The sequence below is a fragment of the Streptomyces caniferus genome (genome assembly GCF_009811555.1).
Lineage (GTDB): Bacteria > Actinomycetota > Actinomycetes > Streptomycetales > Streptomycetaceae > Streptomyces > Streptomyces caniferus.
Window position 1 is genome coordinate 125,373 of record NZ_BLIN01000002.1, and the last position, 17,259, is coordinate 142,631.

Annotated in this window: 13 protein-coding genes; 4 read left to right on the top strand and 9 right to left on the bottom strand. The window is 67.6% G+C overall.

Translation table 11 applies throughout. From position 1 onward, the window contains the following. Window positions 1-41: 41 nt before the first annotated feature. On the top strand, window positions 42-1,070 hold the full coding sequence (locus Scani_RS02425) for a WXG100-like domain-containing protein (protein WP_159469566.1): 1,029 nt from the start codon (window positions 42-44) through the stop codon (window positions 1,068-1,070). A 243-nt stretch (window positions 1,071-1,313) separates the two neighbouring features. Here the strand turns inward: Scani_RS02425 and Scani_RS02430 are convergent, their stop codons facing one another. The 8 genes from Scani_RS02430 to Scani_RS02465 all read right to left on the bottom strand — a co-directional run bounded on the left by Scani_RS02430 (window position 1,314) and on the right by Scani_RS02465 (window position 10,480). Next, window positions 1,314-2,627 (bottom strand): S8 family serine peptidase, encoded by a 1,314-nt coding sequence (locus Scani_RS02430; RefSeq protein ID WP_159469568.1) that lies wholly within the window; start codon window positions 2,625-2,627, stop codon window positions 1,314-1,316. 194 nt (window positions 2,628-2,821) lie between these two features. Further along, window positions 2,822-4,186 (bottom strand): S8 family serine peptidase, encoded by a 1,365-nt coding sequence (locus Scani_RS02435; protein WP_159469570.1) that lies wholly within the window; start codon window positions 4,184-4,186, stop codon window positions 2,822-2,824. Window positions 4,187-4,283: 97 nt separating this feature from the next. After that, window positions 4,284-5,927: a WXG100 family type VII secretion target gene (locus Scani_RS40330; protein ID WP_176608594.1), complete on the bottom strand. Its 1,644-nt coding sequence runs from the start codon at window positions 5,925-5,927 to the stop codon at window positions 4,284-4,286. Window positions 5,928-5,989: 62 nt separating this feature from the next. Then, on the bottom strand, window positions 5,990-6,304 hold the full coding sequence (locus Scani_RS02445; RefSeq protein WP_159469572.1) for a hypothetical protein: 315 nt from the start codon (window positions 6,302-6,304) through the stop codon (window positions 5,990-5,992). A gap of 2 nt (window positions 6,305-6,306) precedes the next feature. Next, window positions 6,307-7,572 (bottom strand): type VII secretion-associated serine protease mycosin, encoded by a 1,266-nt coding sequence (mycP, locus tag Scani_RS02450; RefSeq protein ID WP_246295453.1) that lies wholly within the window; start codon window positions 7,570-7,572, stop codon window positions 6,307-6,309. Window positions 7,573-7,747: 175 nt separating this feature from the next. After that, on the bottom strand, window positions 7,748-8,041 hold the full coding sequence (locus tag Scani_RS02455; protein ID WP_030991969.1) for a WXG100 family type VII secretion target: 294 nt from the start codon (window positions 8,039-8,041) through the stop codon (window positions 7,748-7,750). Between the two features lie 122 nt (window positions 8,042-8,163). After that, window positions 8,164-8,487, bottom strand: a complete 324-nt coding sequence (locus tag Scani_RS02460; protein ID WP_006602761.1) for a WXG100 family type VII secretion target — start codon at window positions 8,485-8,487, stop codon at window positions 8,164-8,166. Window positions 8,488-8,848: 361 nt separating this feature from the next. Continuing rightward, complete coding sequence (locus Scani_RS02465) at window positions 8,849-10,480, bottom strand: type VII secretion protein EccB (RefSeq protein ID WP_159469576.1); 1,632 nt, start codon at window positions 10,478-10,480, stop codon at window positions 8,849-8,851. A gap of 346 nt (window positions 10,481-10,826) precedes the next feature. On the opposite strand from Scani_RS02465, the gene eccE reads away from it, so the two are divergent. The 3 genes from eccE to Scani_RS02480 all read left to right on the top strand — a co-directional run bounded on the left by eccE (window position 10,827) and on the right by Scani_RS02480 (window position 16,025). After that, the gene (gene eccE / locus Scani_RS02470) at window positions 10,827-12,053 is read left to right on the top strand and encodes a type VII secretion protein EccE (RefSeq protein WP_159469578.1); all 1,227 of its coding nucleotides are present in this window, start codon (window positions 10,827-10,829) and stop codon (window positions 12,051-12,053) included. Next, entirely contained in the window at window positions 12,053-12,895 is an 843-nt protein-coding gene (locus Scani_RS02475) for a hypothetical protein (RefSeq protein WP_159469580.1), read from the top strand. The genes eccE and Scani_RS02475 overlap by 1 nt, the downstream gene beginning before the upstream one ends. A gap of 334 nt (window positions 12,896-13,229) precedes the next feature. Beyond that, the gene (locus Scani_RS02480) at window positions 13,230-16,025 is read left to right on the top strand and encodes an SCO5717 family growth-regulating ATPase (protein ID WP_159469582.1); all 2,796 of its coding nucleotides are present in this window, start codon (window positions 13,230-13,232) and stop codon (window positions 16,023-16,025) included. Window positions 16,026-16,297: 272 nt separating this feature from the next. Here the strand turns inward: Scani_RS02480 and Scani_RS02485 are convergent, their stop codons facing one another. Beyond that, window positions 16,298-17,254 (bottom strand): bifunctional riboflavin kinase/FAD synthetase, encoded by a 957-nt coding sequence (locus Scani_RS02485; RefSeq protein ID WP_159469584.1) that lies wholly within the window; start codon window positions 17,252-17,254, stop codon window positions 16,298-16,300. Between the last annotated feature and the right edge of the window lie 5 nt (window positions 17,255-17,259).

Sequence of the window (17,259 nt, forward strand, 5' to 3'; positions counted from 1 at the left end):
CCGCTCCGCAATGGGCTACAACTGCACGGGGGACGATCGCTGTGTCATTGACGCTGCCAAGCGAGGTTGCTTGGGTCCTGGATCTGCTCGGCTACAGCTGGCCGGATGCCGACGAGGACAAGCTCCACGAGTGCGCCCAGGCTTGGCGCAACTTCGCCGAGTCCGTCAACCAGGCGTCCTCCCAGGGTTCTTCGGCAGCCAATGAAGTCGTCTCCGCCAACTCCGGAGAGGCGATCGAGGGCTTTTCCCACGAATGGGGTTCGTTCTCCGGCGGCGGGGGCAGCGGGGACAACTATCTCCGTGACGCCGCCGCGGCGGCCGAGGTCATCGCCGTCGCCTTCGACGCGGCCGCCATCGCCGTTCTCGCGGGCAAGATCGCCGTGATTGTCCAGCTCGTCATGCTGGCCGCCGAACTCATCGCGGCCCAGGCCGCCGCGCCCTTCACCCTGGGCCTGTCCGAGCTCGGCGCCGCAGGCGCCACCCAGGCGACCCGCCTGCTCGTCCGCCAGATCCTCGACAAGATCAAACGCGAGGTCATGGAGGCGGCGACCAAGGCCATGGAGCACGCCACCATGGACGCCATCAAGAAGATGGCGAAGAAGGCCGTCTCGAAGGAAGCCCGCAAGATCGCCGCGGACTACGTCAAGAAGACGGTCAAGGAAACCGTCAAGGACAAGGTCGTCGATCAGGCGAAGGAAATCGCCAAGGACAAGATCGTCGAAGAGGGCAAGGCGAAGGCCCAAGAGGCCGCCACGGAGATGGCCCAGAACGTCGCCGAGCAAGGCATCGAAAGCCACTTCGGAGCCCGCGACGGAATCGACTGGGGCGAAACCGCCGACATCGGCAAGGAAAAAGCCGGCGAATACGTCGACGGCATCAAGGAAGGCGCCCAGGAGTACAAGGACGGCGTCACCAGCCTCGCCGACCCCACCACCTACATCGACCACGCCAAGGAAGACCTCACCAACCGGGGCCTCGACCACGCACAACGCCACGTCGACCACCACACAGGCGGCGCCGCCACCCGCCACCAGGACACCACGGACGAGGTCCGCTCCGTCTTCGGCTGAGGCCACTGGCCGCCCGGTCGCCCCATTCCGCACCGGAGCGACGCAAGCCAACGCGATGGCAAGGGAAAGCCGTGCGGTCTACCCGCTCGCCACCGTGGCGCCCACTCATTGCACTGCGCAGAGCCACATACCAAAACAGGAGTGGGACCGCATTCATCGACTGCGGTCCCACTCCTGGCTGCCTTCTCTCCGGCTACGACCACTGGCTCATGCCGGCGGACGAGTTCACCAGAGAAGCCGTCGTCATTGACGGGGAGGGTAGTTGGGCGGTGCCGTCTGGTATCCACCAGGGCCACCCGGCTGCTGGTAGGAGCCATACGGATATTGAGGGGGAACTCCAGCACCGCCGCTCGGACCACCGAAGCCAGTGCCACCAGGAGGCGGACCATTACGGCGCTTCGAGTTGGTGACGATCAGAGCGATGACAATCCCCAGAACCACGATCACACCCACAGCAATACCGGCAATCGCGAGGGGGCTCATGCCGATCCCCGCGTCACCGCTGCTCGCCGACGGGTTCCCCCCAGGTGCATCCGTGCCTCCACCCGCGGAAGACTCCGTGTCCTTCGGCATGGTGAGCGGCCCGTTCTTCGAACCAGCGGGAATGTGCTCCGAGAGCGCCCGGTACGGGCGAATCACACCGTAACCGTACTTGGGATCAGGGGACTGGATATCCGTCTTGCCATCCGGGGTGATCGCTGTCCGGGTCAGACGATTCGCTACCTGGCCGGCAGTGAGATCGGGGTACTTCGAGCGCACGAGGGCTGCCGCGGCTGATACATAGGCCGTCGAGTCGGAGGTACCTGTTCCCTGACGGTAACCCTTCGGAGGGGTTCCTGCGGAGTAGATCTTCTCACCTGGGGCGATCAGCCGGATATGGGGACCGTAGTTGGACTCACCGAGCACCTTGCCGTCCTTGGCCACTGCGCCGACCGCCAACACTCCGGGTGCGCCGGCCGGATATAGAGGCTTGCCACTGCCCTCGTTGCCGGAGCCACCAACGAGCAGCACATCCTTCTTGACCGCGTAGTTGATCGCATCCGTTTCCTGCTGAGTCAAGCGAGGGGTCACAAAGGACATGTTGATGACCTTTGCGCCGTGGTCCACGGCATATCGAAGAGGGCCGTCGATGGTGTTCTGGTCCCCGCCAATCGCCTCACTCATCTTGATCGGCAAGATTTTTGCGTCCGGAGCCAGCCCCATGATGCCGTCGGCATTGCCAGGACCATGCCCATGGGCCGCGATCAAAGCGGCCATGGCAGTGCCATGATCCTCTACGGTTTCGTGATCTGCCGTGCCGCCTCCGCCGTCAAAGCTCTTCCCGGGCAGTACGTTGCCCTTGAGGTCTGCGTGGCCTCCGTCGACACCCGAGTCGATGACCGCCACGATGACGTTCTTGCCCGTCGACTCCTTCCACACCTTCTGCGGATTGAACGCGTCAAGCGCCCACTGCCCGTCCCGGATGTAGTCCGCCGAAGCGGTCGGCGCAGCGGTGAGGAGCAGCGCTCCTGCCACCACTACGCCACCCACCGCACGCAGCGTCCGCGTGAATCCCACTCCGTACTTCCCTCCCTGACAAGCTTGGGGTCCGCAACCGTCAGGCTGCGGACCCCAAGTCACTTCTTCCTATGGCTTGCTGCACCCGGCGGGTCGTGCCCATTTCGCTGAGGTTGACGCCGACAAGCACTCCAGCCGGAGACCTGCCGCCTCAAGAACTCAACGCGAGTTCAGACACGACGCTCGCCGCGGCCTCAACGGCCCGGAGGCTGGGTGGGCGGCGCCGGGGGGTATGCCCCGGGGCCGCCGGGCTGCTGCTGATACGGCCCGGGCTGCTGGTACGGGCCCGGCTGCTGGTAGGGACCCGGCTGCTGCGGGGTGAACCCAGCGCCGCCAGGACCGCCGAAGCCACCAGGACCGCCAGGGGGCGGACCATTGCGGCCCTTCTTCTTCTGGCTGACCACAACGATGACGATGACCGCGGCAACAGCGAGGACACCAAGGGCGATGCCCACAATGGCACCGGGGCCAAGCCCACTGGCCTTCTGCCCGTTTGCCTGGTCGCCACCCGTGCTTGAGGCGCCGGGAGCGGTCGCTCCACCGGCGCTGGGAGCCGAATCACCCTTAGGGGTCTTCAGCGGACCGTTTTTGGAACCGGTCGGAATGTCCTTTGTCAGTGCACTGAAGGGCTTGATGAAGCCATAACCGTAGTGTGGGTCCGGGAGCTTCATCCCGGCTTGCCCAGGCGGCAGGCCGGCCGTCTTCACCAGTCGGTTGGCGATCTGACCGGCAGTGAGATCGGGGAACTTGGCACGGAGAAGGGCTGCGGCGCCTGAGACGTACGCCGTCGAGTCAGAGGTGCCATTGGCCAGCCGATACGGCTTGGATGCCGCTGCAGACCTGATGAGAGTCCCGGGTGCCGTAAGCATCGTCTGCGGGCCGTAATTCGACTTTTCCCAAACCTGGCCGGTCTTGTCGACTGCACCAACCGCGACTACGCCCGGGTAGGAGGGTAGATCGCCAAGGCGTCCCCGCCCATCGTTTCCTGTGCCAGCAACCAGAAGGACGTCCTTCTTGATCGCATAAGAAAGAGCACTCTTTTCTTCCTCGGTCAGCACACCAGCATCGATCGACATATTGATGACAGATGCGCCGTGATCTGCAGCGTACTTCAGTGCCTCGGCCAGATCATCCTCGCCCTGCGTCGGCACGTCGCCTTCGTCAGGAATTGCCACCGGCAAAATCTTGGCAGCTGGAGCTAGCCCCTTCACCCCTTGTGAATTACCTGCTCCGTGGCCGTGACCTGCAATGATGGAAGCCATTGCGGTACCGTGGTCATTCACGCTTTCGTGATCAGCGGTACCACCTTGGTTAAGGTCTTTCCCTGGCAGCACATTACCCTTCAAGTCGGGATGGCTGCCGTTAACGGCATCGTCGATCACTGCGACCGTGATGCCTTTACCCGTCGATACCTTCCACACGCTTTCGGCATCAAATGCCTTCAACGGCCATTGATCATCTCTGGTCTGGTCCGCAGAAGCAGCCGGAGCGGAGCCGAAGAGCAGTGCTCCCGCCACCACCACGCCGCCAACTGCACGCAGCGTACGCGTAAAGCTCATGCCGTTACACCTCTCCCTAACAGGGGCGGGCCCGCAGTCCGGGGACTGCGGGCCCCACTTCGATTCCGCTGTGCGTCGGAACTCGACCGACAGGGTCCTACTCGATGACCTTGGGCGCTACGTTACGCTCCGGCGTCCAGGTCTCCTCATCTTCTACCAGGTAGTCCGGACGCTGTCCGTTCTCCGCATTCTTGTCCTTGCCCTTGGCTCCGTGGGCGCCATGTCCGCCGGCCATACCCGCCGGACGTCGGCCGCCTGCCGCACCCTGCTGGGTGCCACCACGGCTGCGGTGCAGGCCGGCCCCTCCCTGACCGGCGGCTCCGGCCTTTCCACCCTTGCCGCCTACGAGCCCGCCCTTCTGTCGTGCCATTGCACCGCCCTTGCCGCCGGCGCCCTTGGCTCCAGAGCCCTTCCCTGCGCCAGCAGCACCGCCCATACCTGGCATGCCCGCACGACCACCCCGCGCACCTGTTCCAGTGCCGGAACCACCCGTACGACCGGCAGCGCCACCGACCATGCCTGGCATGCCACCGCCGCTCATACCCGAATGCGAGCCTCCGCCGGCGCCAGAACCCAGGCCCCCCGTGCCCACGCCTCCGCCGACACCACCGCCGACGCCACCACCGATTCCGCCGGCACCGGTACCACCGCCAGTGCCGAGCCCGCCTCCTGAGAGGCCATCAAGTCCGGTGCCAATGTGAGGTGCAGGGCTCCTGGGGATACTGCCGACCCCTCCGTCAATACCGTGCGGACGCGGCGGTTCCAACGGCTGCGGGGTCGTGTATCCACCACCCTTGACCCCCGGGATGTTCGGCGTCGTACCACCCTTCGGGCCGGAAGGGGCCGGGCCATAAGGACCGATGGGGGGAATGGGACCGCCGCCGTCGTAGTCAGGAACCTCGTCGTCGATGCGGCCATCACCCGGACCACTGATCGGCGGCTTCCCGATAGCCTTGACGCCCGCCCGATAGGTCGTAGCAAGCTGCTCCATGTAATGAGCAGCCTCAAGCTCACGCTCCCGGTCGATCGACAGGCTTCCCCGGTTCTTGTTGACGGCATCGAAGATGCTCATCTTCGGGTTGGCGAGGTCGGCATTCAGCTGAGTGTCGTCCCGACCGTCGCCGCCGACCATGCCACCGACCATGCCGCCAACCAAGGCGCCTGCGCCCGGCACGAGAGAGTTCCCAATAGCCGCACCCTTTCCGGCACCGGAACTCATGCCGTCGGCAGCCCGGTCCTTGATGCGATCCAGCTCGCTGGGCTCCTCGACGTCTGCGACCGCCTTCTTGACAGCCGCCAGATGCTCGCTGATCTGATGCAGGACGTAGCCGGTGTTGTGCGGGTAGGCAGCAAGTTTCGCGAAGTTGTTGCTGATTTTCTGAGCTGCAGTCGCGAACTGCTCCGCGGACTGGCCGTGCCAGCTCTCCAGGACCTTGGTCACGGCATCATCGAATTTCTTCTTGATGCCGTCATTCCAGTCCTGCGAAGTCCAGCTGTTACCGCCGCCCACCAGCTTGATGCGAACGAGCTTCCAGCCCTCGGCGACATTGCCGACTTCGCCCGGATTGGAGCCCTCGACCATCTGCTTGACCTGATTCAGCCGCAGCTTGGTGAACTGAGGACGGCTCTGGCCAACTTCGTAGCTTGTCTCTTGGTCCGCGCCCGAGCCTTTGGGCGCCGGCTCGGCGTTCTTCGGTACGTGGACCTCGGCGGGCTTGAACTTACTGTCATTCGACGCCATCTGCTGTCCCCCACTCCGTCATCGAACATGCTCTATCTGTCACTGCGATCCGCCCGCTGACGTCACTTCATGCCGACGGTGTTGTCGGCCTCGGCGTCTTGGTAGGCACCCCTGACCTTGGACGACTTCTTGCCGAACCGATCGACCAGGCCTTCGACCATGTCCATCAGCCGCTCGATGTCGCCCTTCATCGCATCGTGCGCCTGGTACAGCTGGTTCTCCTCCGTGAAGCCCTGCCCCAGGGTGCCCTTCGCCAGATAGGTGCTGTTCTTGGCCGTGCTCTTCGAGTCGCCCATCATCTGGAGGACGTGATTGAGCTCCTTGACCACCTGGTCCAAGGCGTCCAGGTCTACGCCATACTCGCCTTTACCACCCATGATTAAGCCTCCCCGTGAGTCTTCAAACCGGTCTTGCGGCGCCAGTCGCGAATGGCGACCGAGGATCCGACGACCGCGGCGACGGCAAGAAGTCCGCCGCCGACAATGTAGATGGAAATGCGGGCACGTCGTTCCTCGGGTGATTCACCGAAAGTCACGGCGGCCGGCTGGATGTTGGAGCCGTCAGCCCCGTTGGTGGGCTTGTCCGGCTTGGGTGAGGCGGTGGGCCTGGTGTCGTCGTTGAGGGCGGCCACCGGGTCGACGACGCCCCAGCCGATGTTGTGGTCCGCCTCCCTGCGCACGCGCTCCGCGGTCTGCTCCAGGTGCCAGATGACCTCGCGCGGGGTCCAGGGCCTGGGGTCGTGCTTGTGCTTCGCGATCAGGAGGGCCGCGGCTCCCGCGGCGTAGGGTGCGGCGAAGCTGGTGCCCTGGTCGACGCAGTTGCCGCCGTCGGGGACGGTGGAGACCATGTCCACGCCCGGTGCGGCGATATCGACCCGCTCACCCGGCTGGGAGAAGGGGGCCCGCTCGTTGTTGCGGTCCGAGGCCGCGACGGACAGCACGTTGTCGTACTGCTGGAACGAGGCGGGGTACATGTTCTTCTCTTTGCCGCTCGCGCCGTCGTTGCCGGCCGAGGCGACGATGAGGACGTTGTTGGCCGCGGCGTTCCGGATCGCTGCCTGGAGGGGACCCAGCTTTTCCGGGCCGGCGTCCGTGCCCTGGGAGATGTTGATGACATCGACCTTGAGGCGGACCGCGTAATTGATCGCCGCGGCCAGGCTGACGGAATCTCCGGCCTTCTCGTCGCTCGTCTGCTGCAGCGGAATGACCTTCGCGTCGGGCGCGATGCCGACGAAGCCGGAGCCGGGTTTGGCCCGAGCAGCGATGATGCCCGCGACCTTGGTGCCGTGGCCGACCTTGTCGTCGGTGGGCTTGCCGTTGACGAAGGTCTTACCGCCGCTTCCGATGGCGGGTTTGATCTGCTGGTTGCCCGCGTCGATACCGGTGTCGATGACGGCGACCCGGGCACCCTTTCCGGTGGACTGGTCCCACATCTGCTTGGTCAGCAGCCGCTGGAGCGACCAGGGGGTCTCACTGATGTCGTCGGCGCCGAACTTGCACTCGCCGCTGTTGAGCGGCACGTTCGGGTCCGCGATCGCCGGTGCGGCCGTACCGCACGACAGGCCGACGATGCACGCCGTCGTGACCAGTGCACCCGCCGCTCGTCGGCGGTGCCCGGCTCGGTGACCAATGGCGCGAGATCCCACGGGTTGTCTGCTCTCCATGTGTGGCGGAAGGGGCGGGGCGAGAGGGAAATACGAAGGTGCAGGTGGACGGCAGAAGGGCGAGCGCACCGGTGCAGCGCGCTCGCCCTCATTGACCACTGTGCGAGCCGTCGGGGCTGCTCAGCCGATCGCCATCCGTAACTGTGCCGACCTTGGGTCAGCCCGCCCAGATGCCGGAGTTCTTGTGCTCGGTGGCCTGGTAGTTCTGAGCGGCCTGGTCGAGCGCCTTGGCGATGGCCTCGAGCGTCGAGTGCAGGGAGGCGGCACGCTGGTCCCACTCGCGCTGGCGGGCCTGGTAGCCCTCCTGCGCCGCACCTTCCCAGCTCGCGGCGATCTTCTTGACGCCGGACTCGAGGTCGTCGAGCTGCTGACGGATGTTGTTGGCAGTACCGCGCACGTCGGAACTAGCCTGCGAGATCGTCGCGAAATTAACGAGGATCTGGCCTGACATGGTGTCTCCTCAGGAGTAGATGATGCCTGGTCGATTCACGCGCCACAGCGGGCCGGCGGACGAACCGTCGGGCCCGGGCTGCGGCGGCTGGGCCATGCGCCGCGGTCAGCGACGCGGCCACATCATCCGAACGGGGAAGCCGAGGCGGAGACGTGCGAAATCGACTGGGCCTGCTCCTCTTCGGAGGCGGAGTAGTTCTTCGTGGTCTCGTCGATCGCTTCCTTGATCTCACCCAGAAGCTGGTTGAGACGGTTGGCGTCCTCGTTCACCTGGGACTGGAGCTGGTTGTACGAGGAGGCCGCAGCACCCTTCCAACCAGACGTGATGGTGTCGACGACCGTGTTCAGGCGCGAGATCTCGCCCTGGATCGACTGGTTGACCGAGGAGATCTTGCCGCTGAACGCGACCATCTCCTCCTCGGTGGTTGTGTACTGCTGACCAGCCATAGTCAACGTCCCCCATGAGACTCGTACGTCGTACCGCGGCATGCCGCCACAGGCGCTCGCGCGGTAGGCATCTCCTGCTGACGCCTTTGGCTACTTTAACCACTCCATATGCCTGTTCCCAACAGGGGGAGCGTTCTTGTGACGGGATCACAACATCGTCAACTGCCCGCCGTGGAAACGCCGTTCAATGCAAACGGACAGAAGCGATGCTATCGGTCACGAACGGGCGCGTCGGAGTGCGACGAAGATCGCACCGAGAACATGCGGGATGGCTGTGGTGAATTTATGGTGCAGGAATCCGTGAGGCGCCGAAGTCCGCGCCGATAGCCCGTCTTGGGCCTCGGCGCGGACTTCGCTCACATCAGGACGACTGCGGCTTCTTGGCGCTGTTGATGTCGAGCGACGGGCCCTCGGAGAGCAGGCTGGACCAGGCCTTCAGAATCAGCGGGGGGTGCGTTCCCCCGTAGCCGAGGTGCAGCCTCGACTGGTCCAGTTCTTCCTTGTCGCTGCCGGCCTTGCTCGCGCTGTCGTTGTTCCGGGGAATGGAGTAGCGCAGCCCCGTGTCGGTGGCCAGGAAGAGGCTGCCGCTCTTCGCCTGGGGAGTGGGCACCTCCGTGTACAGCAGGCCACTGCCGGGGGTGACGTACGAGCTGGAGCCGCTGGCCATCTTGGCCGGGTAGTCCTTGCCGACCCAGGTCTGCATGTCCGGCACACCGTTCGGGTAGCCGAGCTGCTTCTCCTCGCCGCCCGGGTACTTGCTGTTGGTGCCCTTGTAGACGCTGCACGAGACGCCGTTGGCCGTGGGGGTGACCAGACCGCCGGTCTGGGAGCCGTGGGCGAAGTCGTTGGCCGGGGAGAGGGTCTCGGTCGGCCAGGGCGAATCGACGTCGCCGAACGTCTTCCCCAGGAACGTGGTCGGGTTGTTCGCGTCGTCCCGCTTCGGATCGATGCTGCTGGCGGCGATGGGCACGGGGACGATCGGCGAACCGTCGGAATGCAGCTTCTTCGCGTTCGCGCCCTCCTCCAGGAGCTTGGCGACGAACTTCGACACCTGCTCGACGCCGTCCTTCTCGACGACGTACTTCTGGCCGTCGCTGTCCTCGAGGATCGAGCCGACGGTCCTGCCCTTCTCCGGGACCTTCGGGGCGTTGGTCGCCGTGCCCGCCTGCTCGACCTGGGGCATGCTGATGGAGAGCTGGTCCGGGAGGGTGAGGAGGGTGTCCATGAACTGCTTCGACACCTTCTGCGGCTCGGCGTTGGCGCCGAAGATGATGCGCCGCAGGACGGCGTCGCCCTCCGCCCTGTTGCCGGTCCACCCCATGCGGGTGGAGTTGAACCCGAAGGCCATGCCGTGGCTGTCGACCAGCCACTTCTTGCCCTGCGGGTCCTCGACGTACAGCGCTTGGTGAATGTCGAGCTTGTTCTTGTCCTCGACCAGCTTCTTGTCCTTGCCGGCCAGCACGAAAACGGCCTGCTGGGGCTTGGAGTTGGTGCCGGTGCCGGGACGGTTGCACACTGCCCAGGTCTTCGGCTTGTCGGCGTCCTCGGGGCTGGGCAGGCGGTCGGGCGCATACGGAATGCCGAGGGCGGGCCCGTGCGGAATCTTTCCGTCCAGCTCGGATTCCTTGACCTTGACGACTTGGAACTTCGGGTCGATAAGAAGCCGGGCGGAGGCGAGGTTCAGGATGGGGTGCAGCAGTTTCTGCCCTTTGCCGTCCTTGCTTTTCAGAACGACATAACGCGTGGTGGATTCGTCCCCGACGATGACATTCTTGCCGACCTCGTCCCACCCCTGCGGCGCAACCGGCTTGAGAATGCCACAAGCACCGAATCCCACGAGCATCAGGACACCCACGACGACACTCGGCACCACCGCCTTGAGCGGCTTGGGAGCACTCTCGATCGAACCGTTCGGCAGCGGCTTCAGAAATGCCGCATTCGTGCGCTTTCGAGCGAACGAATACGCATTCAGCTCGTCCCGGCGTGATGCCATTGTTGCTTTCTCTCCCCGCGTGTTGGATCAACATCGACCGCCCCCGGCACTCACGCCGTAGCGCCCTCTACTATGCCGTGTGTCGATCGACCCGTACGGTACGGGTGCCACCTTCCAACGCACCAGTCTCAACGGGCGACCGATACGCCTAGAGGGCCACACCACCAGTAGAGGAGCAGGCCGGGGGATGTCCAGCGCCACCAGGGCTCGACGCCGCAATGGGCGGCAACAGCAGCAACAGCCTTCCGCTGCCCCGCAATACGCGGGAAATGCTGGCCAAAACGGTACAGCTTCGGGCAACAGAGGAAATGGCGGCCGGGATTCCGCGGCCCGTCCGGCCGGTCCGGTGGCACCGCGGCTGCGCCAACAGGCCGGAACCATCGGCGGGGTGCGCGTCCAGCAGCTGGCCATCATCGAACTCGCCGCCGCGCTGGTGCTGGTGGGCTGGACGATCCACCCGGCCGCGCTGACCGCGGCCATCGTGATCGCGGCCCTTCTGGTCGTTTTCGCACTCGGCCGGCGGCGGAGGATTCCGCTGCCGGAGTGGATCACGACCGTGCGCGCCATGAAGCGTCGCGGCAAGGACGGCGTGGCCGCGCTCGCCGCCACGCAGGGCGTGGACCCCGCGTTCGCGCCGGTGGTGGAGTGCGAACCAGCGCTGCAGACCTACGAGTTCACCACCGAGGCGGACCAGCGCGCCATCGGGTTCGTCGGCGACGGGACCTTCCTGACGGCCCTCGTCCAGGTGGACGCCCGTGACGAGCCGCTGCGGCCGCAGCGCGGCAGCCACATGCTGCCGCTCGATGTGCTCCACACCGCGCTCGACATCGAGGACATCCACCTCGAATCGGTGCAGTTCGTCCAGTACACCCAGCCCGCGCCGGCCCCGCATCTGCCCGAACAGGCCGTCGCGGCCCGTTCGTACGCGCCGCTGCAGGCCCAGTCGCAGACGCCGGCACTGCAGCTGACGTGGATCGCGCTCAAGCTCGACCCCGAGCTGTGCTCGGAGGCGATCGAGGCCCGCGGCGGCGGGATGGAGGGCGCCAAGCGTTCGCTGCTGCGCGCCGCCGACCAGCTCGTCAGCCGGCTGACCGCGCACGGCGTCCGCGCCAAGGTGCTCGCCGAGCGCGAGGTCGTGGCCGCGATCGGTACCGCGGTGTGCGTCAGCCCGCGGGCCGCCAACGGGGCGATGGGGCGCGACGGCCGCGCGGCCCGCCGCACCCAGGAGACGACCCGGGCCGTGCGCTGCGACGACCGCTGGCACACCACGTACTGGATCGGCCGGTGGCCCCAACTGGGCGAGGGCGGTGCCCCGTTGGCGGCCGTCACCCAGCTGCTGACCAGCACCAGGGCGATGGCCAGCACCTTCACGCTGACGGCCACGCACGGCAGCGGCCGCGCCCCGGCCATCTCGGGCTACGTCCGTCTTTCCACCCGCAGTGAGAACGAACTCTCCGCCGCCCAGAGCGAGTTGGAGCGCCGTTCCGGTTCCGCGAAGGTCGGCCTCGTACGGCTCGACCGGGAACAGCTGCCCGGCCTGCTGGCCACGCTTCCCCTCGGAGGTACCCGCTGATGGCCTCTCCCACCTATCAGCCCCGCGTCAACACCAGCGGCAACGGCTGGCGCAATCCCCCCATCGGCGGCAGCGGCACCGGCAGCCGGCTCTCGCACCAGCCGCGCCCGGACGAGGACCACTCGGGTCCGACCGGCCCCAAGCCCCGGCCCGGTTTCGGCCTGCGCGGCCCGCGACGCAGCCCGCACATCCTGACCGCCGAGTCGCTCGCCTCGCTGACCCTGCCGGTCGGCGACGACGGCGTGATCATCGGCATCGACCCGCAGAACCAGCCCGCCGTGCTGAGCCTGCTGCGTCCGGCGCCGATGGAGATCGCGCTGGTCGGCAGCATGTGGATGGCACAGGTGCTGGCGCTGCGTACGGTCGCCACCGGCGCCCGGGTCGCGGTCGAGACCGCGCGGCCGCCGGCCTGGGGGCAGATGGCGCAGGCCGCGGGCGGCGGACAGCAGTGCGTCTCCGTCCACGATGTGCGTCAGATCGCGCCGCAGGGACCGTCGGTTTCCAGCCCGGTGCTGGTCGTACGGGACATGGGCGCACGCCCGCCGCGCAATCAGCTCGCCCCGAGCCCCTGGCAGTCGGTGCTGACCGTGCTGCCGTTCCTCGGGCCGCGGTCGCCGCAGATGCTCGGCCGTGCCGATCTGGTCGGTCTGCAGCGGCTTTCGCCCGAGGAGGCGGAGGTTGTGACGCGGATCATGCGGCTGCCGGATCAGGTCGGCGCGGTGCTGCCGACGCTCAGCGACAACGCCATGCTGTGGTGCTCGCGCGACGGCCACCAGTTCGTCATGACCCAGCCCACGGAAGCCGAGACCAACCTGCTCGGCGGCCCGCGCCGTATGGACTGACCGCCGTTACGGGCCGGTTGCCTGTGCAGGGCATTTCGCGCAGCACGGACGCAACCGGCCGAGACACCGCTTTACGGGCGCACCCACGGGTGCGCCCGTCAGTGTGCCCAGGGGCTTGAAGACGACATGGCACCGACTGCCGCTACGGGCCGACTGTTGATTAGGCTGTGTGGGAGAGCCGCAGGAGCACAGCACGACGGCAGTCGAAACGGGGACGGAGACAGTTAGTGTTGGCGCAACCCCGGGTGGTGTGTTCCGACTTCCGCTACATCCGATCGATCCGCCTGTATCCGGTCCTGCCGTTCAGGTGCGTTGCAGTACACCAGGAGGCACAGTGAACGAGCAGGAGGCTTTCCGTCCGGACGGAAACGATCCTGACGACGACCAGTCCGAGTTCGACCTGACCGGTGAGTTCAAGATCGATTTCGCCGCACCGGCCTGGTACGCGAGCAACGACACCAGTGGTGGGGGCACGAGTGCCGCCTCCCCCGCGACTCCTCCTGCGCCTTCGCCCACCCCTCCGCCCCTCGGGGCCCCGTCCCCGCTCGGGCCGCCCACCGGCCAGCCGCTGCCCGGCCCCGCCCAGGGTGCGCCCGGCATCCCGCACCAGGACACGTCCGGGATGCCGCAGCAGGGTGCGCCGACGGCGCCGCCGCCCGTAGAGGCCGCACCGCCGGGCTTCCCGACGCTGCGCCCGCAGGACGCCGGCAACGACGCACCCGCCGCCGCGACGCCGGTGCCGGATGCGACCGCGGAGGCCGCGCCGACCGCGAACGACGGTGCGGACGCCGGAAATCGGCGCTCGGGCACGGGTGTCGACCCGTCGGCTTCCCTCTGGGACGACGACGATGACGCCGGAGCGGAGACGACCAGCGCGTCCGAGTCCGAGGCCGCGCCCGCGGTTTCGCCGGAGGCCACGGAGGCGCCGCAGCCGGATGCCGTCGTGGCACCGCACGCCACCGAGAGCGGAACTCCGGCCCCCGAGGCCGCTGTCCCCACCCAGCCCGCCCCCGAGGCGACGGCGCAGGGCGCACAGCCCGCACCGGCCCAGCCGCAGCCGCAGCCGCAGCCGCAACAGGCCGGTCCCCAGCAGGGTGTGCCGCACCAGGGGATGCCGCAGCAGGGCGTTCCCCAGCAGACGACTCCGCAGGGCGTCCCCCAACAGGGAGTCCCGCAGCAGGGTGCTCCTTGGGGCGCCGCGGCCGAGGGTCAGCAGCAGGGTGTGCCCGGGCAGGGCACCCTGCCGCCGCTGCCGGCGGAGTTCCAGCCGGCGGACCCGCGCATGGCGCAGGCACAGGCTCAGGCCGCTCAACAGCCCCAGCAGGGCCAGCATGGCCAGCATGGCCAGCAGCAGGCGCCGGCCCAGCAGCAACAGCAGGCGCAGCAGCCGCAGGCGGGCTATCCGCAGGGGCAGCCCGCTCAGCAGGGTGGCTACCCGCAACAGCAGCAGGGCGCTCCGGGGCAGCAGCAACAGCCCGCGTACGGCTATCCGCAGCCCGCCTACGGCTACCCCCAGCAGAGCCAGCAGCAGCCGCACGCGGCCGCGCAGCAGTCGGCCTACGGCTATCCGCAGACCGGTGCCCAGGGCTACCCGCAGCAGGGCCAGCACCCCCAGCAGGCGCAGGCCGCCTACGGCCAGCAGCAGGCCGCCGCACAGCAGGCGGCTCAGGCCCAGGCAGCGCAGGCTCAGGCGGCACAGGCCCAAGCAGCACAGGCTCAACAAGCCCAGCAGGCGCAGCAGCACGCCCAGCAGGCACAGCAAGCTCAACAGGCCCAGCAGGCCCAGCAGGCCCAGCAGGCCCAGTACCAGCCGCTCCCCGGCCAGCAGGCCGGCGACCCGAACGCGGCGGCGAACTACGCGTCGTACTCGCAGCCGGGTCAGCAGCAGCCGCAGCGGGCCGCTCCCGGCGCGCCGCTCGGCTACAGCGCCGCGGTGGAGCTGACCTCCGACCGGCTGCTGCGCAACCAGCCCAAGAAGCGCAAGCCCGGCGCCAATGCCCAGCCGTCCAAGTTCAAGCTGGGTGCGAAGAAGGAGGAGGCGGAGCGCCAGCGCAAGCTGGAGCTGATCCGTACGCCGGTGATGTCCTGCTACCGGATCGCGGTGATCAGCCTCAAGGGTGGTGTCGGCAAGACCACCACGACCACCGCGCTGGGTTCCACCCTCGCGTCCGAGCGGCAGGACAAGATCCTGGCGATCGACGCCAACCCGGACGCCGGCACGCTCGGCCGACGGGTGCGGCGCGAGACCGGTGCGACCATCCGTGACCTGGTGGGTGCGATCCCGCATCTGCACAGCTACATGGACATCCGCCGGTTCACCTCGCAGGCCCCGTCGGGCCTGGAGATCCTCGCCAACGACGTGGACCCCGCGGTCTCCACCACGTTCAACGACGAGGACTACCGCCGGGCGATCGACATCCTCGGCAAGCAGTACCCGATCATCCTCACCGACTCGGGTACCGGTCTGCTCTACAGCGCGATGCGCGGAGTCCTCGACCTCGCCGACCAGTTGATCATCATCTCCACCCCGTCCGTGGACGGTGCGAGCAGTGCGAGCACCACCCTGGACTGGCTGTCCGCGCACGGCTATGCCGACCTGGTGCAGCGTGGCATCACGGTCATCTCGGGTGTCCGCGAGACCGGCAAGATGATCAAGATCGATGACATCGTGTCGCACTTCGAGACCCGCTGCCGCGGCGTCGTGGTCGTCCCCTTCGACGAGCATCTCGCCGCCGGTGCCGAGGTCGACCTGGACATGATGCGGCCCAAGACCCGCGAGGCGTACTTCAACCTCTCCGCCCTGGTGGCCGAGGACTTCGCGCGGGCGCAGCAGGCGGCGGGGATGTACCCGCAGCAGCAGATGGGCGGCGACCCGTACGCCCAGCAGCAGTACGCCCAACAGGGCCAGCAGGGCCAGCACCAGCAGGCACAGCCCCAGGCACAGCCCCAGGCGCAGCCGCCGCAGCAGGGCCAGCCGCCGGCCGGGTACCCGCCGCAGCAGGGCGGCTGGACCCAGCAGCCCGGTCAGCCGCCGGCCCACTGGCAGCAGCAACAGCCCGCTCCGGACGCACCACAGCCGGAACACCCGGGCCTGGCACCGGGGTGGCAGCAGCAGCCGCCTCCGCAGTGAGGCGGGCGTAGGCACATACGGGTCGGGGCCCGGCATCAGCGAGATGCCGGGCCCCGACCCGTATCACGTCATCCCTCGGACGAGTGAACCGTTCTCAGCCGAACTTCACCTGGAAACAGCCGAGTTGGGAATGCCTCAGCTCTGCCTCCGCCACTCCCGATGAGCGATACCCCGGCTCGGCGTTCGCCCGCTCCGCGATGGCGATACCTCACCTCCACACCCGCCCACCCCCCGAAGGGGGGTGGGTGGCGGGGAAAAAACCACGGCGGGGCTTACGCGAACCGGCCCGCGTCCGCGATCAGCCCGCGGGCCAGCTTCACATCGACCGCCATCCGCTCCAGCAACGCGTCGAGCGTGTCGAACTTCTCCTGGCCGCGGAGGTAGGCGACGAAGTCCACGCCGACGTGCAGGCCGTACAGGTCCAGGCCGACCCGGTCGATGGCGTACGCCTCGACGGTGCGTGCCTTGCCGTCGAACTGCGGGTTGGTGCCGACCGAGATGGCCGCCGGCATCGCCTCGCCCTCGACCTGCAGCAGGCCCGCGTAGACGCCGTCGGCCGGGATCGCGGTGTGCGGCAGGGTCTCCACATTGGCCGTCGGGAAGCCCAGTTCGCGGCCGCGCTGCGCACCGCGTACGACGACGCCCTCGACCCGGTGCGGCCGTCCGAGGACCTCCATCGCACCGGCCACATCGCCCTCGGCGACCAGCCGGCGGGTGAGCGTGGAGGAGAACGGCTCGCCGCCGCCCGCCGTCCCGCGCTCGTAGAGGTCGATGACCTCCACGGTGTAGTCGTAGGTGGTCCCGAGCTCCGCGAGGGTCTCGACATTGCCGGTGGCCTTGTGCCCGAAACGGAAGTTGGGGCCCTCGACGACGACCTGGGCGTGCAGCTTGTCGACCAGTACCTTGACCACGAAATCGGCCGGTGCCAGCTTCGAGAACTCCTTGGTGAACGGGAGGATCAGCACCGCGTCCACCCCCAGTCCGGCCATCAGCTCCGCACGCCGGTGGTGGGGCGCCAGCAGCGGCGGGTGGGTGCCGGGCCGCACGACCTCGCTCGGGTGCGGGTCGAAGGTGACGACCACCGCGGGGATCCCCAGCTCACGGGCGCGCGCGACGGCCTTGCCGATGATCAATTGGTGGCCGCGGTGCACTCCGTCGTACGAGCCGATGGTGACGACGCTGCGTCCCCAGCCCTCGGGGATGTCCTCCAAGCCACGCCAGCGCTGCACAGTGC

Bases quoted from the DNA above. Each gene is read 5' to 3' on its own strand.
- Scani_RS40330 (WP_176608594.1), bottom strand. From the start codon at position 5,927: ATGGCGTCGAATGACAGTAAGTTCAAGCCCGCCGAGGTCCACGTACCG.
- Scani_RS02465 (WP_159469576.1), bottom strand. From the start codon at position 10,480: ATGGCATCACGCCGGGACGAGCTGAATGCGTATTCGTTCGCTCGAAAG.
- Scani_RS02435 (WP_159469570.1), bottom strand. From the start codon at position 4,186: ATGAGCTTTACGCGTACGCTGCGTGCAGTTGGCGGCGTGGTGGTGGCG.
- Scani_RS02460 (WP_006602761.1), bottom strand. From the start codon at position 8,487: ATGGCTGGTCAGCAGTACACAACCACCGAGGAGGAGATGGTCGCGTTC.
- Scani_RS02475 (WP_159469580.1), top strand. From the start codon at position 12,053: ATGGCCTCTCCCACCTATCAGCCCCGCGTCAACACCAGCGGCAACGGC.
- Scani_RS02455 (WP_030991969.1), bottom strand. From the start codon at position 8,041: ATGTCAGGCCAGATCCTCGTTAATTTCGCGACGATCTCGCAGGCTAGT.
- Scani_RS02445 (WP_159469572.1), bottom strand. From the start codon at position 6,304: ATGGGTGGTAAAGGCGAGTATGGCGTAGACCTGGACGCCTTGGACCAG.